General features: G+C 70.1%; 24 protein-coding genes. 9 read left to right on the plus strand and 15 right to left on the minus strand.

What is annotated here, in order from left to right; translation table 11 throughout:
• The first annotated feature begins 89 nt into the window (after positions 1 to 89).
• From MARPU_RS15035 to MARPU_RS15075, 9 genes are read left to right on the plus strand one after another with little or no spacing between them, the layout of a single operon-like run.
• Positions 90 to 578, plus strand: a complete 489-nt coding sequence (locus MARPU_RS15035; protein ID WP_005222799.1) for a Na+/H+ antiporter subunit E — start codon at positions 90 to 92, stop codon at positions 576 to 578.
• Positions 575 to 838 carry a monovalent cation/H+ antiporter complex subunit F gene (locus MARPU_RS15040; RefSeq protein ID WP_005222801.1) on the plus strand — a complete coding sequence of 88 codons (264 nt, stop codon included), beginning with the start codon at positions 575 to 577 and terminating at the stop codon, positions 836 to 838. Before MARPU_RS15035 ends, MARPU_RS15040 begins: the two co-directional genes overlap by 4 nt.
• Positions 835 to 1,131 (plus strand): monovalent cation/H(+) antiporter subunit G, encoded by a 297-nt coding sequence (locus tag MARPU_RS15045; RefSeq protein ID WP_005222802.1) that lies wholly within the window; start codon positions 835 to 837, stop codon positions 1,129 to 1,131. Before MARPU_RS15040 ends, MARPU_RS15045 begins: the two co-directional genes overlap by 4 nt.
• Positions 1,128 to 1,391, plus strand: a complete 264-nt coding sequence (locus MARPU_RS15050) for a hydrogenase subunit MbhD domain-containing protein (protein ID WP_005222804.1) — start codon at positions 1,128 to 1,130, stop codon at positions 1,389 to 1,391. Before MARPU_RS15045 ends, MARPU_RS15050 begins: the two co-directional genes overlap by 4 nt.
• Complete coding sequence (locus MARPU_RS15055) at positions 1,388 to 2,053, plus strand: MnhB domain-containing protein (RefSeq protein WP_005222805.1); 666 nt, start codon at positions 1,388 to 1,390, stop codon at positions 2,051 to 2,053. Before MARPU_RS15050 ends, MARPU_RS15055 begins: the two co-directional genes overlap by 4 nt.
• Positions 2,050 to 2,343, plus strand: coding sequence for a Na+/H+ antiporter subunit C (locus tag MARPU_RS15060; RefSeq protein WP_005222806.1), 294 nt, complete (start codon positions 2,050 to 2,052; stop codon positions 2,341 to 2,343). The genes MARPU_RS15055 and MARPU_RS15060 overlap by 4 nt, the downstream gene beginning before the upstream one ends.
• On the plus strand, positions 2,333 to 3,778 hold the full coding sequence (locus MARPU_RS15065) for a complex I subunit 5 family protein (protein WP_005222812.1): 1,446 nt from the start codon (positions 2,333 to 2,335) through the stop codon (positions 3,776 to 3,778). The genes MARPU_RS15060 and MARPU_RS15065 overlap by 11 nt, the downstream gene beginning before the upstream one ends.
• Positions 3,775 to 5,280 (plus strand): complex I subunit 5 family protein, encoded by a 1,506-nt coding sequence (locus MARPU_RS15070; RefSeq protein ID WP_005222813.1) that lies wholly within the window; start codon positions 3,775 to 3,777, stop codon positions 5,278 to 5,280. Before MARPU_RS15065 ends, MARPU_RS15070 begins: the two co-directional genes overlap by 4 nt.
• Entirely contained in the window at positions 5,277 to 7,565 is a 2,289-nt protein-coding gene (locus MARPU_RS15075) for a proton-conducting transporter transmembrane domain-containing protein (protein WP_005222816.1), read from the plus strand. Before MARPU_RS15070 ends, MARPU_RS15075 begins: the two co-directional genes overlap by 4 nt.
• 19 nt (positions 7,566 to 7,584) lie before the next feature.
• Here MARPU_RS15075 and MARPU_RS15080 read toward each other — a convergent pair whose 3' ends face one another.
• From MARPU_RS15080 to MARPU_RS15145, 15 genes are all read right to left on the minus strand, one after another.
• On the minus strand, positions 7,585 to 8,562 hold the full coding sequence (locus MARPU_RS15080) for a LysR family transcriptional regulator (protein WP_005222818.1): 978 nt from the start codon (positions 8,560 to 8,562) through the stop codon (positions 7,585 to 7,587).
• Between the two features lie 64 nt (positions 8,563 to 8,626).
• Positions 8,627 to 8,794, minus strand: coding sequence for a hypothetical protein (locus MARPU_RS17770; protein WP_156929292.1), 168 nt, complete (start codon positions 8,792 to 8,794; stop codon positions 8,627 to 8,629).
• Positions 8,791 to 9,063 carry a 4a-hydroxytetrahydrobiopterin dehydratase gene (locus tag MARPU_RS15085; protein WP_005222820.1) on the minus strand — a complete coding sequence of 91 codons (273 nt, stop codon included), beginning with the start codon at positions 9,061 to 9,063 and terminating at the stop codon, positions 8,791 to 8,793. Before MARPU_RS15085 ends, MARPU_RS17770 begins: the two co-directional genes overlap by 4 nt.
• Positions 9,060 to 9,527 (minus strand): ferritin-like domain-containing protein, encoded by a 468-nt coding sequence (locus MARPU_RS15090; protein WP_005222822.1) that lies wholly within the window; start codon positions 9,525 to 9,527, stop codon positions 9,060 to 9,062. The genes MARPU_RS15085 and MARPU_RS15090 overlap by 4 nt, the downstream gene beginning before the upstream one ends.
• Before the next feature lie 59 nt (positions 9,528 to 9,586).
• The gene (locus tag MARPU_RS15095; protein ID WP_005222824.1) at positions 9,587 to 9,895 is read right to left on the minus strand and encodes a BMC domain-containing protein; all 309 of its coding nucleotides are present in this window, start codon (positions 9,893 to 9,895) and stop codon (positions 9,587 to 9,589) included.
• Between the two features lie 35 nt (positions 9,896 to 9,930).
• Positions 9,931 to 10,245 (minus strand): BMC domain-containing protein, encoded by a 315-nt coding sequence (locus MARPU_RS15100; protein ID WP_005222826.1) that lies wholly within the window; start codon positions 10,243 to 10,245, stop codon positions 9,931 to 9,933.
• 19 nt (positions 10,246 to 10,264) lie between these two features.
• A complete protein-coding gene (locus tag MARPU_RS15105; RefSeq protein WP_005222828.1) occupies positions 10,265 to 10,546 on the minus strand; it encodes a carboxysome peptide B in 282 nt (93 codons plus the stop codon).
• A 2-nt stretch (positions 10,547 to 10,548) separates the two neighbouring features.
• Positions 10,549 to 10,794, minus strand: coding sequence for a carboxysome peptide A (locus MARPU_RS15110; RefSeq protein ID WP_005222830.1), 246 nt, complete (start codon positions 10,792 to 10,794; stop codon positions 10,549 to 10,551).
• On the minus strand, positions 10,791 to 12,314 hold the full coding sequence (locus MARPU_RS15115) for a carboxysome shell carbonic anhydrase (RefSeq protein WP_005222833.1): 1,524 nt from the start codon (positions 12,312 to 12,314) through the stop codon (positions 10,791 to 10,793). Before MARPU_RS15115 ends, MARPU_RS15110 begins: the two co-directional genes overlap by 4 nt.
• Before the next feature lie 10 nt (positions 12,315 to 12,324).
• Positions 12,325 to 14,469, minus strand: coding sequence for a CsoS2 family carboxysome shell protein (locus MARPU_RS15120; protein WP_005222835.1), 2,145 nt, complete (start codon positions 14,467 to 14,469; stop codon positions 12,325 to 12,327).
• 52 nt (positions 14,470 to 14,521) lie between these two features.
• Entirely contained in the window at positions 14,522 to 14,863 is a 342-nt protein-coding gene (locus MARPU_RS15125; RefSeq protein ID WP_005222837.1) for a ribulose bisphosphate carboxylase small subunit, read from the minus strand.
• A gap of 42 nt (positions 14,864 to 14,905) precedes the next feature.
• A complete protein-coding gene (locus MARPU_RS15130; RefSeq protein ID WP_005222839.1) occupies positions 14,906 to 16,321 on the minus strand; it encodes a form I ribulose bisphosphate carboxylase large subunit in 1,416 nt (471 codons plus the stop codon).
• A 237-nt stretch (positions 16,322 to 16,558) separates the two neighbouring features.
• Positions 16,559 to 16,879, minus strand: coding sequence for a ribulose bisphosphate carboxylase small subunit (locus tag MARPU_RS17355; RefSeq protein WP_005222841.1), 321 nt, complete (start codon positions 16,877 to 16,879; stop codon positions 16,559 to 16,561).
• A gap of 130 nt (positions 16,880 to 17,009) precedes the next feature.
• Complete coding sequence (locus MARPU_RS15140; RefSeq protein ID WP_005222842.1) at positions 17,010 to 18,677, minus strand: SulP family inorganic anion transporter; 1,668 nt, start codon at positions 18,675 to 18,677, stop codon at positions 17,010 to 17,012.
• A gap of 208 nt (positions 18,678 to 18,885) precedes the next feature.
• The gene (locus tag MARPU_RS15145; protein WP_005222845.1) at positions 18,886 to 20,892 is read right to left on the minus strand and encodes a sodium-translocating pyrophosphatase; all 2,007 of its coding nucleotides are present in this window, start codon (positions 20,890 to 20,892) and stop codon (positions 18,886 to 18,888) included.
• Positions 20,893 to 21,034: the final 142 nt, after the last annotated feature.

A 21,034-nucleotide genomic window follows, 5' to 3' on the forward strand; every position in this document is an offset into this window, starting at 1 on the left:
GCCCACCACAGGTCAGTGATGAGGATCGTCGGCGTGGAACGCCGAGCGCATCCAGGCCCAGAACCCAACGCACAAGGACACCAGCAATCGTGCATCGCCGCTGGACCGCCGCCGCCATCCTCGCCCGAGGCGCGCTGTTCTCACTGCTCTGGCTGATCCTCGCCGGGACCGATCCACAGTCCTGGCTGATCGGTCTGCCGAGCGTGGCACTCGCCACTGACGTCAGCCTCACGCTCTCGCCCCCGGCCCGACGACCGCGAACCCTGGCGCTGCTGGCCTTCATCCCCTATTTCATCGCCCAGTCGCTGCGCGGCGGGTTCGATGTCGCGCTGCGGGTGCTGGCGCCACGACCACGCGTCGCCCCTGGCTTCATCGACTATCACACCCGGCTCGCCGATCCCGCCGCGCGGGTGCTCTTCCTCGATACCGTGAGTCTGCTGCCCGGCACCCTGGGGGCCGACATGCACGGTCAGCGCCTGCGGGTTCACGCCATCGACACCGGGATCGACGTCCGCCCCGAACTCGTCGCGCTGGAGCAACGGATCGCCGCGCTGTTCGCGCGCGAGGGGCACGGATGACGACGCTCGCGCTGCTCGCCGCCCTGGCCCTGCTCGCCAGCATGTCGCTCGGCCTGGTCCAGGTACTGCGCGGTCCCGGCGCGGCCGATCGGATGATGGGCGTGCAACTGCTCGGCACCAGCGGGATCGGCGTGCTGTTGCTGCTCGCCGTCGCCATCGACCAACCGGCGCTGATCGATGTCGCGTTGATCTTCGCGCTGCTCGCCGCAGTGGCTGCCGCCGCGCTCACCCGCCGCCGACTTCGAGAACCCGCCGAATGACCGCCGCGCTCCTCTTCTCCGCGATCACCCTGCCGCTCGGTTGTCTGTTCTTCGCCGCCGGCAGCATCGGGCTGCTGCGCCTGCCCGATCTGTTCACCCGGCTGCACGCGCTGACCAAGGCCGACAACCTCGGTCTCGGCCTGTTGATCATCGGCCTGCTGCCCTGGGTCGACTCGCCCTGGCAGGGACTCAAGCTGGTGCTGATCTGGCTGCTGGTACTGCTCGCCGGCGCCACCGGTGCCCATCTGGTCGCCAAGCGCGCGCTACGCGGCGACGGCGAGGACCTGCAATGACCCTGCTGCTGTTCGATCTGGTGCTGATCGCCACCCTGCTGACCCTGGCCGTGGCCGCCCTGAGCAGCGTCGAGCCGCGTCGCGCGGTGATGCTGTTCATCGCCTTCGGACTGTGGCTGGCGCTGGTCTGGGCGCGACTCGGCGCCCCTGATGTCGCACTGGCCGAGGCGGCGATCGGCGCCGGGCTCGGCGGCGCGCTGATGCTCGCTGCGGCGCGGCGTGCGGCACGGCGCCGAAAGCGCACCGAGAGGGACAGATGAGCGGCCCGGCGCGCCTGCTCGTCGCCCTGCTCACCGCCGCGCTCGGCGGGTTGCTGCTGTGGGTGCTGGCCGTCGTGCTCGCCGAGCGGCCGGAACCCGCCCTCGCCGGGGCGGCATTCGCCGCGCTGCCGCTCACCGGGGTCGGCAACCCGGTCACCGCGGTGTTGCTCGACTACCGCGCCTACGACACCCTGCTCGAACTGGCGGTGCTGCTCGCCGCGCTGCTCGGGATCTGGTCGCTCGGCCCACCGGCGCCGGCCTATCAGCGCGCCGGCTCGGCACTGCGCGCGATGGTCGCCTGGGTGGTGCCACTGCTGATCCTCACCGGCGGCTATCTACTCTGGGCCGGCGGTCAGGTACCGGGCGGCGCCTTCCAGGGCGGCGCCCTGCTCGGCGCCGCCGGGGTGGTGCTGCGCCTCGCCGGCGACCCCCGCGCCGGGTTGCCCGGCGAGGCGCTCCAGCGGCTGCTCGCGGTGCTTGGCGTCGGCGTCTTCCTGCTGGTCGGGCTGACGCTGCTCGCGTTCGGGCGCGATCTGCTCGACTACCCGACGGGCTGGTCGAAGTGGCTGATCCTCGCCATCGAGAGCGCCGCCACCCTGGCCATCGGCACCACCCTGGCGGCGGCCTATGTCGGCGGTCGGCCACCGGGGGAGGGGCGATGAGCACACAACTGCTCTACGGCGGCGCCGGCATCGCGCTCTGCGTGCTCGGGCTCTGGGCCTTCCTGGTCCACGCGCCGCTGCTGCGCAAGCTGATCGCAATCAACATTATGGGCAGTGGCGTCTTCCACCTGCTGATCGCGCTCGCCGAACGCGACGGCGCCCCCCCCGACCCGGTACCGCACGCGCTGGTGCTCACCGGGATCGTGGTGGCAGTGAGCGCCACCGCGCTGGCGCTGGTCTTCGGCCGACGACTCGATGAGCAGGGGGGCGTGCCCGAGGATGAACGCTAGCCTGCCGCTCGCCATCGCGCTGCCGCTGCTCGGCGCGCTGGCCACCACGCTCGCGCCTGCTCGTGCCCGCGCGCTCGGACTGATCGCGGCGCTGGCGAGCAGTGGCGTCGTGCTCTGGCTGGTGATCGGGGTATGGGAGCAGGGGGCACTGCGCGTCAGCCTCGGCGGCTGGTCGGCGCCACTCGGCATCGTGCTCGCCGCCGACGGCGCGGTCGCCGCGCTGCTGGCGATGACTGCGGTGGTCGCGCTGGCCATCAGCATCCATGCCGGGGACTATTTTCGCGACCCCGAGCGATTGCGCCAGTTCTGGCCGCTGTGGCTACTGCTGTGGACCGCGCTCAATGCCCTGTTCCTCGCCGCCGATCTGTTCAACATCTATGTCGGGCTGGAACTGCTCGGACTCTCCGGCGCGGCGCTCGCCGCGCTCGGCGGCGGTCGCGAGGCGCTGGCCGCGAGCCTGCGCTACCTGCTCGTCGGCCTGCTCGGCTCGATGACCTATCTGCTCGGGGTGGCGCTGATCTATGCCGCTCACGGTCAGCTCGACCTCGCGCTGCTCAGCACGCGGCTCGGCCCCGGAGCCGTGGATGCCACCGCGCTGGCGCTGCTGACCCTGGGGTTGGCGCTCAAGGCCGCGCTCTTCCCGTTGCACTTCTGGCTGCCACCGACCCATGCCAACGCCCCGGCGCCGGTCAGCGCCGCACTCTCGGCGCTGGTCGGCAAGGTCGCCGCCTGGCTGCTGCTGATGCTCTGGCTCGGCCCCTTCGCCGCGGTGACCCAGCCCGCCGCAGCCACCCTGCTTGGCCTGCTCGGCGCCTGCGGCGTGGTCTGGGGATCGTGGCGGGCGCTGCGCGCCGAGCGACTGAAACTGCTCGCGGCCCACTCCACGGTCGCCCAGATCGGTTATCTGTTCCTCTTCGTCCCCCTGATCCAGGGGCTTGCCCCCGGCCCCGAGCGCACCGCGCTGCTCGGCGCCCTGCTGCTGATGGCGCTCACCCACGGGCTCGCCAAGGCCGCCTTCTTCCTCGCCGCCGGTCAGGTCCAACGGCTCGCCGGACACGATCGTATCGGCGCGCTCGGCGGCACCGCGCAGCGGCTGCCGGCGACCACCTTCACCCTCGGGCTGGCCGGAGTGGCGTTGATCGGGTTGCCACCGAGCGGCAGCTTCATCGGCAAGTGGCTGCTCCTGGAGGCGGCCATCGACCAGGGCCAGTGGTGGTGGATCCTGCCGGTGCTCGCCGGCACCCTGCTCGCCGCGGCCTATGTGTTCCGGGTGCTGGCGCGCGCCTTCAACCAGGAACCCACGCCGCAGCACTTCGTCACCCAGGTGCGCGCGGAGCTGCCCGGACTGGTGCTGGCGCTACTCGCGGTGGGCGGGCTGGGATTGGCCGCCGGAGGTCTGTGGGGGCTGCTCGAGCCGGTAGAGGTGAGCCGATGAGCAGCACGCTCGATACCCTGTTGCCGTTGCTGATCGTCTGCTCCTCGCTGGTGCCGGGGACGGCGATCTTCCTGGTGCGCGAGGACAGCCATCTGCTGCGCACCAGCCTCAACATGATCGGCGCGCTCACCAAGCTGGCGCTGGTCGGGGTGATGATCTGGGGGGTCTATCACGAGCACGACTACGAGAGCCGTATCAGCCTCGCTCCCGGACTCGATCTGGTGTTCGCCGCCGATGCGCTCTCGGTGCTCTTCGTCACCCTCTCCTCGGTGCTCTGGCTGGTGACCACCATCTATGCCATCGGCTATCTCGAGCACAGCGCCAACCGCAGCCGCTTCTTCGGCTTCTTCAGTCTCTGCGTCTCGGCCACCGTCGGCATCGCCCTGGCGGGCAACCTGCTGACCTTCGTCATCTGTTACGAGATCCTCACTCTCGCGACCTATCCGCTGGTGGCCCATCGCGGCACCCCGGAAGCGACCCGCGGGGCGCGCATCTATCTCTACTACACCGTCGGCGGCGGCGCCCTGCTGCTGCTCGGCGCGGTCTGGCTGCAGGCCATCGCCGGCCCGCTCGACTTCGTCCAGGGCGGCATCCTCGGCGATCTGCCGGCGACCCTGCACGGTCAGTTCCAGGTGATCTTCGTGCTGCTGCTCGCCGGGCTCGGGGTCAAGGCCGCGCTGGTGCCGCTGCACGGCTGGCTGCCGCAGTCGATGGTGGCCCCGGCGCCGGTGAGCGCGCTGCTGCACGCGGTGGCGGTGGTCAAGGCCGGGGCCTTCGGTATCGTCCGCGTGGTCTATGACGTCTACGGCGTGGGGCTGGCCGACGCGCTCGGGCTGCTCGCGCTGCTCGGCGCGCTGGCCTCCGTCACCATCCTCTACGGCTCGCTGCGCGCCCTGGTCCAGGACGGACTCAAGAGCCGGTTGGCCTATTCCACCGTCAGCCAGGTCTCCTACATCGCGCTCGGCACCTCGATTTTCGGTCCGATCGCCACCGTCGGCGGGCTGGTCCATCTGGTCCACCAGGGGATCATGAAGATCACCCTGTTCTTCTGCGCCGGCAACTATGCCGAGACCCTCGGCATCCACCGGGTCAGCCAGATGGACGGGGTCGGACGGCGCATGCCCTGGACAACGCTGGCCTTCAGCGCCGGCGCGCTGGGCATGATCGGCATCCCGCCGCTGGCCGGCTTCGTCAGCAAGTGGTATCTCGGGCTCGGCGCGATCGACGGCGGCGCCGACTGGGTGCTGGCGGTGCTCGCCGCCAGCGGCCTGCTCAACGCCGCCTACTTCCTGCCGATCCTCTATCGCGCCTGGTTCCGCCCCCCACCCGAGCACTGGCCGGAGGAGCGGATCGCGCGGCGCCGCCTCGAGACCCGCGCGGCGCTGCTGTGGCCGCCGCTGATCACCGCGACCCTCTGTCTGCTCGCCGGCCTGTTCGCCGCCGCGCCCTTCAGCCCGCTGGAGTGGGCCGAGCTGATCGCGCGCCGGGAGTATGATCGATGAGCGCCTGGCTGCTGCTCGCCGCCTGGATCTGGCCGCTGCTGCTGGCCCCCTTCGCATCCAGCACGCGCCATGGCCGCTGGCTCGCCGCGCTCGGCCCCCTGCCGGCGCTCGGCGCAACGCTGCTGGTGCCGCTCGGCAGCCGTATCGAGCTGCCCTGGCTGCTGCTCGGCACCCAGCTCGGACTCGATCCACTGGGACGCACCTATCTGCTGTTCACTGCGCTGTTGTGGCTGGTCGCCGGGATCCATGCCGGCGGCACCGGTCTCGGTCCCCGTGCCGGGCGCTTCCGCGCGCTCTTTCTGCTCGCCATGGCCGGCAATCTGTGGCTGATCGTCGGCCAGGACCTGGCGAGCTTCTATGTCGGCTTCGCGATCATGGGACTGGCCGCCTACGGGCTGGTGATTCACGAGGGCAACGCGCGCGCGCTGCGTGCCGGGCGGGTCTATCTGGCGATGGCGCTGCTCGGCGAGGTCACCCTGTTCGCGGCCCTGGTGCTGATCGCCAGCGAGAGCGGGACGCTCACCCCAGCGCCGCAACAGCTCGCCACGCTCGGGCCTGTGGCCATCGGACTGCTGCTCGCCGGGCTCGCGGTCAAGGCCGGACTGATGCCGCTGCATCTGTGGCTGCCGCTCGCCCACCCGGCGGCCCCGGCGGCGGCCAGCGCGGTGTTGAGCGCGACCATGATCAAGGTCGCGCTGCTCGGCTGGCTGCGCTATCTCCCGGTGGGCGTGATCGCCCTGCCCGGTTGGGGCGAGCTGCTGACCGGCATCGGGCTGCTGACCCTGGCGCTGGCCTTGCCGTTCGGGCTGGTGCAGACCGAGGCGAAGACGGTGCTGGCCTACTCGAGCATCGCCAAGATGGGGCTGCTGGCGGCGCTGCTCGGAGCGATGCTCGCCGAGCCGACGCTGGCCGAGGTCGGGGTGGGCGCACTGGCGCTCTATGTCGTCCACCATGCCCTGGTCAAGGGCGGCCTCTTCCTCGGGGTGGGACTGCGCAAGGCGGGCGCGCCGGCGCAGCCACTGATCCTTGTCGGCATGGCGTTGCTGGCGCTGGCGATGGCCGGCGCGCCGCTGACCAGCGGGGCTGCGGCCAAGGCTGCGGTGGCACCACTGCTGGAGCACGCGCGTTGGCCCTGGATCCTCACCGTGGTCAGCGCCTCAGTGGTGGTGACCACCCTGCTGATGGCACGACTGCTGTGGCTGGTGATCAGGATCGAGACGCCCCCGAGCCCCGGTCTGAGTTGGGCACTGGCGAGCTGGAGCGGATTGATCGGACTGGTGGTGCTGTTCCCGCTGCTCGCACCAGCGAGACCCGAACTCAAGGACAGTCTCCTGGTCGGCGTCGGGGTGGTAGTGGCGTTCTGGGTCTGGCGCTGGCCCAGTCCCTTGCGCCGTCTCGCCGGACGGATCCCACCCGGCGACCTGCTGGCGCTGCTCGCTCCTCCGTGGCGTGTCATCACACGCGTCTGGCAGCGACTGGCAACGGCTTGGCTGGCGCTGACGCGTCCTCTCGTCGCCCGCCTTGAGGACACACTCACCCTCGGGCCGGCGGTCGCCGACGGCGAGCACGGACTACGCCGCTGGCCGGTCGCCGGAGCGCTGTGGCTGACCCTGCTGCTGCTGTTGATCGGCGCACTGTGGCGCGCGCCGATCGAGATCGCGGCCAGGCCCATGGAGTCCGACCCCCTGATCGAATCCACCTCGGAGATCGAATCCACCTCGGAGATCGAATCCACCTCGGAGATCGAATCCACCTCGGAGATCGAATCCACCTCGGAGATCGAATCCACCTCGGAGATCGAATCCACCTCGGAGATCGAATCCACCTCGGAGATCGAATCCACCTCGGAGATCGAGGCCACCTCGGGGGTCGAGGTCATGCCGGAGGTCGAGAGCACGCCGGATGAACCCGCGCCGCAGATCGAGTCCATGCAGGAGGCGGAGGCCACGCCGCGGGTCGAGCCGGAGTCAGCGCCGGGAGCGACCGTCTGCGACCCGGCGCGCCCCTTCCTGCTCGCCGCCCCGGACGACGCCGAGGACCTGTTACGACTGCCCCGCTGCAACAGCGACGGCACCACACTCGACGCGCCCGAGCTGAGCAACGCCCTGGTGCGCCGGGTGCAGCGCTGGCTGGTCACGCAGGGGTTCGATCCGGGACCGGTCGACGGACTGATCGGACCACGTACCCGCGCGGCGATCCGTGCCTTCGAGCGTGACCGGGGAGACCGCGCGCGCGGGGCGATCGACTTCGACCTGCTCGAACGACTGACCGCCCCGGCGCACTGAGCACCCGGCCGCCGGAGCACTAGGCGCTATCGTCCCAGCGGGTCAGCCGCGCGCGGGTCTTGTCGAGCTGGCGGGTGAGCTGTTCGCCCTCGGCGTCGAGGAACTCGATGAAGGCACTGGTCACCACCGACAGCTCCTTGCCCTTGGCATGGGCGACGTGCCACTGACGCTGCAGCGGGAAACCGGCGACATCGAGTAGCGCGAGCTGTGAGCGCGCGCCCTCCTGGGTCAGGGTGTGGAGCGAGAGGATCGACAGCCCGAGCTTGCCGTAGATGGCGTGCTTGATCGCCTCGTTGCTGCCGAGTTCCATGCGCACGTGCGGACGCAACCCGGCGCGCTCGAAGGTCTGCAGTACCACGTCGCGGATGCCCGAGCCGGGTTCGCGCATGATCAGGTGCTCCTCGGCGATCCGCGCCAGCGGGATGGCGCGTTCGCGCGCCAGCGGATGATCGCGATGGGCGACCACATAGAGCGGATTGGGCGCGAACACCCGCGAGCACAGATCGATCTCGCGATCCGGGGTCTGACCGAGGATATAGAGGTCGTCCTTGTTGGCGAGCAGCCGCTCGAACACTCGGTCGCGATTGGTGACCTTGAGCGAGACGTCGACCCCGGCGTGCTGCTGGCAGAAGCGCCCGAGCACCTCGGGGGCGAAATACTTGGCGGTACTGATCACGCACAGACGCAGATAGCCGCGCTTGAGCCCCTTGAGATCGGCGACCTTCATCTCGAAGCGGTCGAGGATGCCGAACATCTCCTTGACCGCCACCTCCAGCTCGCGGCCGGCCTCGGTGAGATGGACCTGGCGGCCGATCTGCTCGAACAGCGGCAACCCGATGGCGTCGCTCAACCGCTTGATCTGGGTGGAGACCGTCGGCTGGGTGAGATAAAGCTCGTCGGCGGCCTTGGTGAAGCTCTTGAGCCGGGCGATGGCCTCGAACACCTGCAACTGACGCAGACTGACATGACGGACGAGGTTGAGCATGGGATCGAACATGGGGCACCCCGGTGGCTGCGCTGACGGATGGGGGCCGGGCCGTGCGTCCTGGCGACGGCCCGGATCAGTCCGGCCAGACCCGGCGTCGCGGCAACCGCGGCGCGGGCGCGGGCGACCCGGCGCGCGGCACGGCCGGGCGCTTGCGGCGCGGCTTGCGCGGCGCCGGGGTCGCGCTCGGCGGCTCGGGAACCGGTGGCAGGTCGCCCTCGGGCGACGGTGTCTCGGCACTCATGACGACGCCCCCTGGCTGCGTGCCAACAGCGCGTCGACCTCGCCGGCGAGCGCGCGGCGCGCCGGGTCGACGCACTCGGCGCCGTCCTCGGCATGGATGGTGATGCTGACATGGGTACGGCCGAAGCTGATGTCGGGATAATACCCGAGCCGCTCGCTGACCCCGGCCATGTCCTCGAGGAAGTCGCGGGTGTGGTCGTAGTCGGCGAAGTTCAGTCGCCGTTCGAGCCGCGCCGGACGGTTGCGCTCACGCCAGTCGCTCTGGTTCATGCATCGATCCCTCCAAGCCGGGGCGCCGCCGGGGCGGCGCGTAGTTCGTCGATCCACTCGGCGAGCGCACGGGCGTGCGCCCGCTCCTCCTCGTACAGGGCCGCGAACAGCTCGCCGCTGACGGTATCGCCGACACGAGCGCAGTGTTCGGCCGCCTCGCGATAGAGCGCCAGCGCCTCGGCCTCGAGCGCGCGGTCAGCCTCGAGCAGCGCCTGCAGCGACGCCCCCGCCCGCACCGGGCGCAGCCGCGAGGCCCCGGGCATGGCGCCAAGATCGAGCAGCCGCGCGGTCAGCCGCGCGGCGTGATCGAGTTCCTCGCGCGCCTCCTCGCGCAGACGCGCGGCACCGGCCTCCAGCCCCCAGGCCGCGGCCAGCCCGGCATGGGTGAGATACTGCTGCACCGCCCCGTACTCATGACTCAGCGCCCGGCCGAGATAGCCGAGCACACGCGGATCCAGCCTCATCGTCTCGCTCCTCCCGGTGATCGCGCCCACGGCAGCCGCCGTGGCGCGACCGCCCGTGCTCAGCGGCCACCCTCGGCGGGACGCTCCGGCAGCACCGGCTCGACCTCGCGGTGCGGGCGAGCGATGATGTGCGCCGCCACCAGCCCGTCGCCGACCCGCTCGCAGGCGTCGGCCCCGGCGCGCACCGCGGCGTTGACCGCACCGGTCTCGCCGCGCACCAGCACGGTGACATAGCCGCCGCCGACGAACTCGCGACCGATCAGCCGCACCTCGGCGGCCTTGGTCATGGCGTCGGCCGCCTCGATCGCGGGTACCAGCCCGCGCGTCTCGATCATCCCCAGGGCAATACCGAAGGTTTCACTGGCCATGGTTGTCGACTCCTCGTTACTGGTTGCTCAATGGCTCAGGCGGCCTGCTGCGAACCGGGCTTCCCGGTCGGCAGCACCGGCTCGACCTCGCGGTGCGGGCGGGCGATGATGTGCGCCGCCACCAGCCCGTCGCCGACCCGCTCGCAGGCGTCGGCCCCGGCGCGCACCGCGGCGTTGACCGCACCGGTCTCGCCGCGCACCAGCACGGTGACATAGCCGCCGCCGACGAACTCGCGACCGATCAGCCGCACCTCGGCGGCCTTGGTCATGGCGTCGGCCGCCTCGATCGCGGGCACCAGCCCGCGCGTCTCGATCATCCCCAGGGCGATCCCGTAATACTCTTCGGCCATGGTCTCTGACTCCTCTGTCTCAACATGAACGTTGCAAACGTGGATCGGGACGCGCGGCGTCCGTCTCCCAGTGATCGATGATCCCGCCGATGCTCAGGTCGGTGAGGATCGACTTGCCCACGGCGAGGCGCGCCGCCGATCCGGAGATGATGAACACCCAGTTGCCGGGGCGCGCACCCAGGGTGTCGACGGCCACCGCGCGGGCGCCGCGCGCGCCGCGCAGCACCCGCAACGACACCGACTCCAGTCCGGGGATGCGTCGGCTGCAGACCAGCGAGCGCTCCACCTGCATGATCTCCATGCTCAGTCCTCCTCCCAGTAGTCGATGATGCCGACGATGGTCAGATCGCTCGGATAATCCTTGTGACCGGCCGCCTCGCGCGCCGCTGAGCTGCCGACACAGATCACCCAGTCGCCGGGGGTGCAGCCGACCGCATCGACCGCCACCAGTTGGCTCTTGCCGTCGCGCACCACCTGGAGGTGACGGTGTTCGAGTCCGGGGATGCGGTTGGTGGCGACCAGTGGACGCTCGACCAGACAGATCTTCATAGTCCCTCCCACTCGCTCAACGAACCGCCGACGCTCTCGATGCGACCGCCGTGATCGCTGTCGCGCACCGTCGACCAGGTGTGCAACAGCCCCTGCGCGACCAGCTCGGGGTAGCGGCGCGCGATCGCCTCGGCCACCCGCGCGCAGCGCTCCACCGCGCGCGCGCGCGCTCCGGGCACCCGCCCCGGATAGTCGAAGCGCACCACCACCGGGATCGGCAATCCGCGCTCGAGGTTGAGCCGGCGGAAGATGCCGATGCCGATGTCGAGGTCGGCCGCGCCCTCCTCCAGGGTGCGCATGAAGGCGAAGAAGGTGAGGTTGCGCAGCTGCACCTCGGCGAGGTCGCCGCCGACGCCGATGAAGCGCTCCTGGTGCCCGGCGTCGGCGTAATGACCGTCGTACTCGGCGGCGACATGATCGAGCTGCTCCAGGTTGTGCTCGAGCAACCGTGCGACCAGACGCTGCATGCCCTCGGCCGGTGGACTGACACCGCCGACGCTGGCCACCGCGGCGCAGATGTGATCGCGCGCGGCCTGCAAGCCCAGTCCCCGGGTCTCGGCATGCAGCGGTCCGCTGTCGAGATGGCGCTCGAGCGCCGGCTCGCCGACGGCATCGGGCAGATGGACGCGGATGCGATCGGTGTCGGTGTCGATGCCGATCAGCAGGATGTCGATCGAGGCGCCGCAGCAGTAGCTGTTCTCGATCGCCTCGCGGAAGGCGCGCAGCTGCGCCAGCCCGGCGGCGGCGGCGCGCGCGTCGTCGCTGCCGTGCGCGGCGCACCCCTGATGCGCCGGGTCGCGACTGCTGTAGTGATAGGCGACCACCTTGAGATAGCGGGTGGGCGCCTCGGCGGTATTGGGCACGCCCTCGCGATGACGGCGCAGCTCGGTCTCGGTCCAGCGGCGCACCGCCTCCTCGATATCGAACAGCGCCCCGGCGTGGGCCTTGCGCCGCACCACCCCCATCGGCAGGCGCAGCACGTAGCCGATGACGTGCGCCAGCCGACCGTCCGAGCAGGGGGTCAGGTTCATCTCGTGGAAGCCGCACTCGAGCAGAAAGCGCTCGAACTCGGCGGTGCGCGCACCCATCCCCAGCGGGTCGTTGAGGAAATAATCGTCGCTGAACGCGCGCACCGTGGCGAAGCTGGCATGGGCGAAGAGCGCGCGCATGTCGAGCCCGCCGACCCAGGCGCGTTCGAGCACCGAGACCGGCAGCTCGAAGCCGAGCCGGCTGCGTGCCTCGTGCTGGGCACGGCGCACGAACTCGGCGTCCTGGGGCAATGCCGCGATCTGCCGCAACGCCGGCTCGATGGCTGCGAAGGCCTGGCGCACCCGACGCTCGTAGTCACCGAGCCGGCGGTTGTCGCCGCCCTGGGAGCGCGGGACCGATGCCGCCGCCGACGAGACGGCACTCACCGGGGCGGTGCTCGCCAGCGACTGGCGCGGCGGCGCGGCACGCCACAGCGGGGCGCGGCGCCGCGCGACGCGGCTGGGCCGGGGGCTGGTGCGGGTCGCCACCATGGCCGCCACCTCAGCCCCGCGCCCCGCCGGAGACGGTCACCAGGGCACCGCGATCGCTACCGCCACTGGCGCCGGTCACCTGCAGCGGCGGGCTCTCCTCGGGCTGGCGCTGGCCACGCAGCGCCCGGGCACCGGCGAAGGGCCCCATCGGTCCACCGCGCCGGGTCGGGTTGCGCGCGCTTGCCGAGCTGCCCTCGGTGCCGGTGACGCGCTCGCCGAGGCCCCAGTCATCGCCGGTGATACGGGCACCGCCATCGCGCCCCTCACCGGTGACACGGGCGCGGGGCGACGCCTCGGTCGGCGCACCACGCATCGCCACCGGGGCTGCAATCAGCCCTGGGGCCGGCTGCTCCTCGGTCGAGGCGCGCCGGGCGCGGAACTCCTCGGTGCCGGTCACCACCCCGCCGCTCAGACCGAAGGGGCCGGTGATCCGCGCCGAGCCACCCGCGCTGGCGCCGGTCACCCGGGGCGTGGCGCGCGGGCTGCCCTCGGGGCCTGAGAACACCACCCCCTGCCAGTGACCACCGCCGAGCGGCTGCGGGAAGTCGTCGCCGAGTTCGACCGGTTCGCCCTCCTCGGTCCGCGCACTCGCCGCCGGATCACAGACCGCCGCCAGGGCCGATTCACCGACATAGGGGGTCCCGGTGATCGGCTGACAGCGCCCGCGCCGCTGGCCGGTACTCGGCCCGGCGATACCGGGCTGGGTACCGGTGAGATCGGCACCGCCGGGACGTGACTCGGGACGCCGCGCCGCCTGTGCCGTCAGCGCTGCGGACGCGCAGTGCTGCTGATAGTGCAGGGGGCCGAGATAGTCGCTGCCGGTAACCGTCTCGCAGCGCCCGGCGGCATCGCCGGTGACGCCCGCGGCGCTGCCGACCTGGGTGCCGCTGAGGCGTTGGCCGCCCCAGGTCGGGGTGACGCCGACCTTGGCGCCGCCCTCGGGCGCCGGCACCTGCTCACAGTGCTGGCGAAAGTGTCCGCTACCGAGATATTCGTCGCCGGTGATTCGTCGACAGGCGCCGACCTCGTCACCCGTGGTGCGCGCCCCCCGTCCCACCAGGGTACCGGTGACCGGACGCTGGGCGAGCGTGGTGTCATGCCCGACCTTGGGCGGCGCGCCCTCGGGGCCGGGCTCGGTATAGGGGGTGCCGGTGAGGCTGCGCCCGGCGCCGCGCTCGTCGCCGGTGACCCGCTCGCCGCGGCCCACCCGGGCACCGGTGACCCGCAGTCCCGCAGCGGTGCTGACGACCGGCATGGGAGCCGACGGCTCGGGACGCTGACCGCAGAACGCCTGGAACAGCTCGGCGCCGAAGTACTCGGTTCCGGTGACGGTGCGACAGGCGCCGGCCTCGTCGCCCGTGGTGCGCGCGGCGCGCCCGAGTCGGGTGCCGCTGATCGGCAGGCCGCGCGCCGTCTCGCTGGTCTCGCCACGGCCGCTCGCGCCCTCGGCACGCGCGGCGCCCTGACGCCGGGTACGACCGGTCGGGCGCGGACAGGACTCGCCACCCTTACCGTGCTCGCAACGCTGCTCGCGCACCCGTCGCGCGATTTCGCGCGAGCTTGCGCCGGCGCGCCGCATCAGGGTGGTGGCGGCGGCATCGCGCGAGCGCCCGCCGATCGCCTCCAGCCCCGCCTTGCCGCGACCCGACACCGCCGCACGCCTGGCCATCGCCAGCACGCGCCCGGCCGGATGCGTCCCCTCCCGGGCCGTGCTCGCGGCACGCGCCCGTGCCCGACGCGGCGGGCTGCCGGGACGCGCGGCGCGGCGCGGCGGCGGGGACTCACCTCGCGTGCGCCCTGCTTCCGCCGTCGACGCACCCTCAGTGGATGCCGACTCCGGGCGCTGGGCGCGCCGGCGTGGCTGGGCCGCAGCGCGGGTCTCGGCCCGCGCCGCGGAGCGCGAGCGCGACGCCGGCAGCGCGCGACCACCCGACTCGGCGATGCGCTGACGCCGTGCCATCGCCTCGCGTCGACCGGCCGCCGGCGCGGCGCGCTCGCCGTTGCGCGGCAGTGGCGCACTGGCCGGTGGCGCAGCGGACGACGTCGTCGACGCCCCTCCCGAGGCGGCACGCTTGCCACCGCTGGCCTGGGCGCGACGACGCGCGATCGCCGCGGCACGCCCGTTCAAGCTGTTCTCGCGTGTTGGCTCTGCCATGTCACTCCTCGCTCGCGGATGCTCGCCTCGCCGCCGGCGCGGCTGCCTCGGTTCAGGATGCGCGATGCACCAGGAAGGCGTGCCCCTTGGTCTGGGCGAAGGTGTCGTAGCCGACCAGACGGACATGGTGATCGGGATAGCTGCGCCGACAGGCCTCGATCTCGGTGAGCAGCTGCTCGGGGTCCTGGACGCCGAAGAAGGGCAGCTTCCACATCGGCCAGTAGTACTCGAAGGCGCGGCTGGGGTGCTCGTGCTCGATCGAGGCGTTCCAGCCGTTGTCGAGGATGAAGAGGATCTGTTCGACGATCTCCTCGCGGCTGAGCGGCGGCAGGTAGGAGAAGGTCTCGTGACGGCCGACGGTGGCGTGATCGCCGATGATCAGATGGTCGCTCATGGTGTGATGCACTCCGCGTTGTCTGTTGGGCTAACGCACGGTTCAGGCCGCGTCGAGCTTGTCGACGGTGTCGAACTCGAACTTGATCTCCTTCCAGGTCTCCATCGCCGCGGCCAACTCGGGGCTGTGACGGGCCGCCTCGGTGAGGATCTCGCGGGCATGCTGCTCGACCTCGACGCCCTCGTTGCGCGCCTTGATGCAGGCCTCGGTGGCCACCCGGTTGGCCGCCGCGCCGGCGGCATTGCCCCAGGGGTGGCCCTGGGTGCCGCCGCCGAACTGGAGCACGGCGTCGTCACCGAAGATCGCCACCAGCGCCGGGATGTGCCAGACGTGGATACCGCCCGAGGCCACCGCCAGCAGCCCCGGCATGCCGCCCCAGTCCTGATCGAAGAACAGCCCGCGCGAGCGATCCTCGGGAACGAAGGACTCGCGGATGGCGTCGACGAAGCCGAGCGTCGAGCGCCGGTCGCCCTCGAGCTTGCCGACCACGGTGCCGGTGTGCAGATGATCGCCGCCGGAGAGACGCAGACACTTGGCGAGCACGCGGAAGTGGATGCCGTGCTTGGGATGGCGGTCGATCACCGCGTGCATGGCGCGGTGGATGTGCAGCAGCATGCCGTTGTCGCGACACCAATTGGCGAGGCTGGTGTTGGCGGTGAAACCACCGGTGAGGAAGTCGTGCATGATGATCGGCGCGCCCAGCTCCTTGGCGAACTCGGCGCGCTTGAACATCTCCTCGCAGGTCGGTGCGGTGACGTTGAGATAGTGCCCCTTGCGCTCGCCGGTCTCCTCCTGGGCCTTGCGCACCGCCTCCATGACGAACTCGAAGCGGTTCTGCCAGCGCATGAAGGGTTGGGAGTTGACGTTCTCGTCGTCCTTGGTGAAGTCGAGCCCGCCGCGCAGCATCTCGTAGACGGCGCGGCCGTAGTTCTTCGCCGAGAGCCCGAGCTTGGGCTTGACGGTGGCGCCGAGGAAGGGGCGACCGTACTTGTCCATGCGGTCGCGCTCGACCTGGATGCCGTTGGGCGGGCCGCCGCAGGTCTTGACGTAGTGCAGCGGGAAGCGGATGTCCTCGAGACGCAGATGGCGCACCGCCTTGAAGCCGAAGACATTGCCGACCAGCGAGGTGAGCACGTTGACGATCGAGCCCTCCTCGAACAGATCGATGGGGTAGGCGACGAAGGCATAGAAGCTCTCCTTGTCGCCGGGCACGTCCTCGATGCGATAGGCGCGGCCCTTGTAATAGTCGAGATCGGTGAGTAGATCGGACCACACCGTGGTCCAGGTGCCGGTCGAGGACTCGGCGGCGACCGCCGCCGCGGCCTCCTCGCGCGGGACATTGGCCTGTGGCGTCACCTTGAAACAGGCCAGCAGGTCGGAGTCGAGCGGGACATAGTCCGGGGTCCAATAGGTGAGCGCGTAATCCTTGACGCCCGCGTCGTAGGTCTTGGTGCTCATGATTTACTCCATTCAATGAATTCGGCCGCGTTCGGGCGCAACGATAGATAGATCGATCATTCATTACCAATCGATATAAAAAATGCCATCCATAGATCATCGTCGATGAACTCATCGACGATGAGGCCCATTGAATGAATACGATGAAGAATGAAGCGGACTGCACGCGAATGACCCTGATGGTCGTTCACGCGGGGCCGGTGCGCGGCCCCGGGAGGATCCGATGAACGGCAGGGGTCAGGCGGGGATGGGGGAACGCGGACGATGGACCACCAGGGCGAGGGCACTGTGCGAGCGCGGATCGTCGATGCACAGTCGGATCTGATCGCCGGGATGACGGGCGCGACAGGCGTCAATGGCGCCGAGCACCCTCTCGAGATCACCGTCGTAGCCGCGCGGCTCGCCCCAGCACGACCAACAGGGGCGGCGTGGGTCGGGGTCGGCGGCATGCTCGATACGGACCACGCAGGAGGGGTTCAGGCAGGCGCCGAGACCGGCAAGCATGCGGGCCTCGGCGGGGCGCGGGTCAAGGGCGCGCGATGCGACGGAGTGTGACATGGCTGGACCTCGCAGAGAGTGGCAGGCACGGCCCAAAACGGGCCGTCTGCACTCCAAGATGGTACCCAACCAAAAAACTCGGAAATACGAATCGACACCATCGATCATCGACCGGGGTCGATGAGCGCGCTCAGGCCGCGGCGCGGGTCTCGAGCAGGCGCTCGGCGAGCGCCAGCGCGCCGGCCCGGTCGGCCACCAGGTGCTTGGCGGGCAGGCGCGCGAGCAGCCCGAGCTGCTCGAGCCGCGCGCTCACCTCGCCCCGCGCCCCGGCGAGGATCACCGTGCGCCCCTGCTCGAGATCCTCGAGCACCAACCGCTCCAGCGCGAGCGACGAGGACACCCCGAGCAGCGGCACCTCGGTGACGTCGAGGATCAGCACATCGTGGTCCTCGAGCACCGCGTGCTGACGCGAGATCGCCTTGGCCAGACCGAAGATCAGCGGGCCGCCGAGGGTGAACAACAGCACCCGTCCGCCGCCGCGCTCGAGCAGCGCCTGCTCGTCGTCGCTGAGGCGAATGGTACCGGCGGGATCGTCGGGGTGCTGGATGGCCTGCACCGCGCGGCTCTGCAAGCGACTGAGCCGGTCGATGGTAAGCAGGTTGGCGACGAACATGCCCAGCGCCACCGCGGTCACCAGGTCGACGAACACGGTCAGCCCGATCACCGCGTACATGATCGCGGCGGCCTTGAACGAGACCCGGTGGGCGCGGCGCAGGAAGGACCAGTCGACGATATCGAGCCCGACCTTCATGGCGATCCCGGCGAGCACCGCGAGCGGGATCTGCGCGGTCAGCCCGCTGGCCCAGAGCACCACCACCAACAGGATCAGCGCGCGGGCGATCCCCGAGAGCGCGCTGCGCGCCCCGGTCTGGATGTTGACCACGGTGCCCATGGTGGCGCCAGCGCCGGGGATGCCGCCACACAGCCCGGAGGCGAGGTTGCCGAGCCCCTGCCCGACCAGCTCCTTGTCGGCGCTGCACGGCTTGCGGGTCATGCTCTCGGCGATCACCGAGGTGAGCAGGGCGTCGATGCTGCCGAGCGCGGCGAGCACCAGGGCATCGGTAAGCATGCGCTGCCACTGCTCGGTGCTGAACACCGGCAGCTGCAGTTCCGGCAACCCGCTGGGGATCTCGCCGATGCGACGGATCTCGCTGTCACCGAGCAGCCACAGCGAGACCAGGGTGCCGAGCACCAGGGCCAGCAGCTGCGGTGGCAGCACCCGGCGCCAGCGCTTGGGGAAGAACAGGATCAGCGCCAGGGTAGCGAGCGCGAGCAGGGTCTCGGCCGGCTCGATGCCGGCGATCAGCGCCGGCAGCTCGCCGAGGGTACCGAGCACCCCGCCGCCCGGGGCCGCCTGACCGAGGAAGGGGCCGATCTGCAGCACGATGAGGATCAACCCGATCCCGGTCATGAACCCGGAGACCACGGTATAGGGCATCAGGGTGACGTACTTGCCCAGCCGCAGCAGGCCGAAGAGGATCTGGAACACCCCGGCGAGCATCACCACGGTGAAGGCCATCGCCATGCCCTGCTCGGGCTCGAGCGCGATCAGGCTGGCGATGACCGCGGTCATCACCACCGTCATCGGCCCGGTGGGTTCGGAGATCAGCGTGGGAGTGGCGCCGAACAGGGCGGCGAAGAGTCCAACCAGCACCGCGCCATAGAGCCCGGCGGCGGGTCCGGCGCCGGTGGCGACACCGAAGGCGAGCGCCATCGGCAGGGCGATGACCGCGGCGGTCACCCCGCCGAAGAGGTCGCCGCGCAGGTTGTCGAGACGGATCTCGTTGAACAGTCGCATGCCTCACCCCGGCTGATTGCGTCGCCGCTATGAGAAACGCCGGAGATCATCGATGCAAAGTGATAATCCCGATACGACCCATCTAAAAACATCGATAAGAGGGCATCGCCACAGACGCCAACGCCCCCGACGGAGCGGAGGCGTTGGTACGCACATCGCGGCATCCCTGCCGCCCGCGGGGCCAGACGGCCCCGCGGAGATCATCCCATCAACCGAGCAGCGGCGCGATGGTCAGACTGACGATCGCCATCACATTGATGAGGATGTTCATCGACGGACCCGAGGTGTCCTTGAAGGGGTCGCCGACGGTGTCACCGACCACGGTGGCCGCATGCACGGTCGAGCCCTTGCCGCCGAGGTTGCCCTTCTCGACATACTTCTTGGCGTTGTCCCAGGCACCACCGGAGTTGGCCATGGTCAGCGCCAGCAGCACACCGCTGAGCAGGGCGCCACCGAGCATGCCGCCGAGCGCCTCGGGACCGATCAGGAAACCGACCAGCGCGGGAGCGGCCACGGCGATCACGCCGGGGATGATCATCTTCTTCAGCGCCGCGGTAGTGGCGATGTCGACACAGCGCGCGGTATCGGGCTGGGCCTCGCCCTGGAGCAGACCGGGGATCTCGCGGAACTGACGACGGATCTCGTTGATCATCTCGAAGGCCGCGTCACCGACGGCGGTCATGGTGATCGAGGCGATCAGGAAGGGCACCGCGCCACCGATCAGCATGCCCATCAGCACCGTGGGATCGCCGAGGCTGAGTTCGAAGTTCGGCAGGTGATGGTGCAGCGTGGCGATGTAGGCGGCGATGATGGTCAGCGCCGCGAGCGCCGCAGCGCCGATGGCGAAGCCCTTGCCGATGGCCGCGGTGGTGTTGCCGAGTTCGTCGAGCGAGTCGGTGATGCCACGGGTCTCGGCGCCCAGACCGCCCATCTCGGCGATGCCGCCGGCGTTGTCGGCCACCGGACCATAGGCGTCGATCGCCATGGTGATACCGACGGTGGCGAGCATGCCCACGGCGGCGATGCCGACGCCGTAGAGACCGGCGAGATGGCTGGAGACGAAGATGATCAGCGCAATGGTCAGCACCGGGATCACCACCGACTGCATGCCCACGGCCAGACCCGAGATCATCACCGTCGCGGTACCGGTCTCACCCGACTCGGCGATACGACGCACCGGCTTGGAGGAGGTGTAGTACTCGGTGACCAGACCGATCACCATGCCGCCGCCGGCGCCGGCGAGTACCGACCACCAGATGCTGTTGGAGACGTCCATCATCATCACCAACACGAAGGAGACGGCCATGAACAGCAAACTCGCGGCGGTGGTGCCGATACGCAGCGCGGTGGCCGGCTTCTTCTCCGACACCTGCTTGACCAGGAAGATACCGGCGATCGAGCACAGCAGCCCCACCGAGGCCAGCGCCAGCGGCAGGAACATCAGCGAGGACTGATTGCCCAGCGTGTCGAGCGCGGCCGCGGTGAGGGTCGCGGCGATGGCGATGGTGGCGATCTGCGCGCCACAGTAGGACTCGAAGATGTCCGAGCCCATGCCGGCGACGTCGCCGACGTTATCACCGACGTTATCGGCGATCACGCCGGGGTTGCGCGGATCGTCCTCGGGAATGCCGGCCTCGACCTTGCCGACCAGGTCGGCGCCGACATCGGCGCTCTTGGTGAAGATACCGCCACCGACACGATAGAAGAGCGCCACCGAGGAGGCGCCGACACCGAAGCCGTGGATGGCGTGTGAACTCTCCGGATCACCACCGAAGAGCAGATAGAGAAAGCCCAGACCGAGCAGACCGAGCGAGGCGACCAGCAGTCCCATCACGGAACCACCGAAGAAGGCGACGGTCAATGCCGATGCGGCGCCATCCTTGTGGGCCGCGGCGGTGGTACGCACGTTCGACTTGGTGGCCGAGAACATGCCGAGATACCCGGCTGCGGCCGAGGCGCCGGCGCCGATCACGAAGGCCAGCGCGGTCTTCCAGCCAAGGAAGAAATAGAGCAGCACCAATACCACGGCACAGAAGACGGCGAGCATGACCAGCTCGCGACGCATGAAGACCATGGCGCCGAGATGGATCTCATCGGCGATCTTCTTGATCTTGTCTTCGCCCTCGGGATACTGCAGGACCAGCTTGTAGATGGAGTAGGCAACCCATAGGCCACCCGCCCCGAACAATAAAGGAATCAACGCATTAGCTGACATCTGAACTCCTCAGTCCATCGGTCGTTGGGGGGTGTAAAACCGCGCCGGTTATAGCAGATAATGCACCGAAAAGCGATTGAACCGTCATCCCTCCGTCATTACCCGGTCGTCGTCCGACAGCCCGTTCAGGGCGCATCAGCAC

Origin of the sequence: Marichromatium purpuratum 984 (assembly GCF_000224005.2) — a bacterium.
GTDB classification, from domain to species: Bacteria; Pseudomonadota; Gammaproteobacteria; order Chromatiales; family Chromatiaceae; genus Marichromatium; species Marichromatium purpuratum.

Coding starts and splice junctions, on each gene's coding strand:
- MARPU_RS15040 (WP_005222801.1), top strand. CDS start 575: ATGACGACGCTCGCGCTGCTCGCCGCCCTGGCCCTGCTCGCCAGCATG.
- MARPU_RS15045 (WP_005222802.1), top strand. CDS start 835: ATGACCGCCGCGCTCCTCTTCTCCGCGATCACCCTGCCGCTCGGTTGT.
- MARPU_RS15050 (WP_005222804.1), top strand. CDS start 1,128: ATGACCCTGCTGCTGTTCGATCTGGTGCTGATCGCCACCCTGCTGACC.
- MARPU_RS15055 (WP_005222805.1), top strand. CDS start 1,388: ATGAGCGGCCCGGCGCGCCTGCTCGTCGCCCTGCTCACCGCCGCGCTC.
- MARPU_RS15060 (WP_005222806.1), top strand. CDS start 2,050: ATGAGCACACAACTGCTCTACGGCGGCGCCGGCATCGCGCTCTGCGTG.
- MARPU_RS15065 (WP_005222812.1), top strand. CDS start 2,333: ATGAACGCTAGCCTGCCGCTCGCCATCGCGCTGCCGCTGCTCGGCGCG.
- MARPU_RS15070 (WP_005222813.1), top strand. CDS start 3,775: ATGAGCAGCACGCTCGATACCCTGTTGCCGTTGCTGATCGTCTGCTCC.
- MARPU_RS15075 (WP_005222816.1), top strand. CDS start 5,277: ATGAGCGCCTGGCTGCTGCTCGCCGCCTGGATCTGGCCGCTGCTGCTG.
- MARPU_RS15080 (WP_005222818.1), bottom strand. CDS start 8,562: ATGTTCGATCCCATGCTCAACCTCGTCCGTCATGTCAGTCTGCGTCAG.
- MARPU_RS17770 (WP_156929292.1), bottom strand. CDS start 8,794: ATGAGTGCCGAGACACCGTCGCCCGAGGGCGACCTGCCACCGGTTCCC.
- MARPU_RS15085 (WP_005222820.1), bottom strand. CDS start 9,063: ATGAACCAGAGCGACTGGCGTGAGCGCAACCGTCCGGCGCGGCTCGAA.
- MARPU_RS15090 (WP_005222822.1), bottom strand. CDS start 9,527: ATGAGGCTGGATCCGCGTGTGCTCGGCTATCTCGGCCGGGCGCTGAGT.
- MARPU_RS15095 (WP_005222824.1), bottom strand. CDS start 9,895: ATGGCCAGTGAAACCTTCGGTATTGCCCTGGGGATGATCGAGACGCGC.
- MARPU_RS15100 (WP_005222826.1), bottom strand. CDS start 10,245: ATGGCCGAAGAGTATTACGGGATCGCCCTGGGGATGATCGAGACGCGC.
- MARPU_RS15105 (WP_005222828.1), bottom strand. CDS start 10,546: ATGGAGATCATGCAGGTGGAGCGCTCGCTGGTCTGCAGCCGACGCATC.
- MARPU_RS15110 (WP_005222830.1), bottom strand. CDS start 10,794: ATGAAGATCTGTCTGGTCGAGCGTCCACTGGTCGCCACCAACCGCATC.
- MARPU_RS15115 (WP_005222833.1), bottom strand. CDS start 12,314: ATGGTGGCGACCCGCACCAGCCCCCGGCCCAGCCGCGTCGCGCGGCGC.
- MARPU_RS15120 (WP_005222835.1), bottom strand. CDS start 14,469: ATGGCAGAGCCAACACGCGAGAACAGCTTGAACGGGCGTGCCGCGGCG.
- MARPU_RS15125 (WP_005222837.1), bottom strand. CDS start 14,863: ATGAGCGACCATCTGATCATCGGCGATCACGCCACCGTCGGCCGTCAC.
- MARPU_RS15130 (WP_005222839.1), bottom strand. CDS start 16,321: ATGAGCACCAAGACCTACGACGCGGGCGTCAAGGATTACGCGCTCACC.
- MARPU_RS17355 (WP_005222841.1), bottom strand. CDS start 16,879: ATGTCACACTCCGTCGCATCGCGCGCCCTTGACCCGCGCCCCGCCGAG.
- MARPU_RS15140 (WP_005222842.1), bottom strand. CDS start 18,677: ATGCGACTGTTCAACGAGATCCGTCTCGACAACCTGCGCGGCGACCTC.
- MARPU_RS15145 (WP_005222845.1), bottom strand. CDS start 20,892: ATGTCAGCTAATGCGTTGATTCCTTTATTGTTCGGGGCGGGTGGCCTA.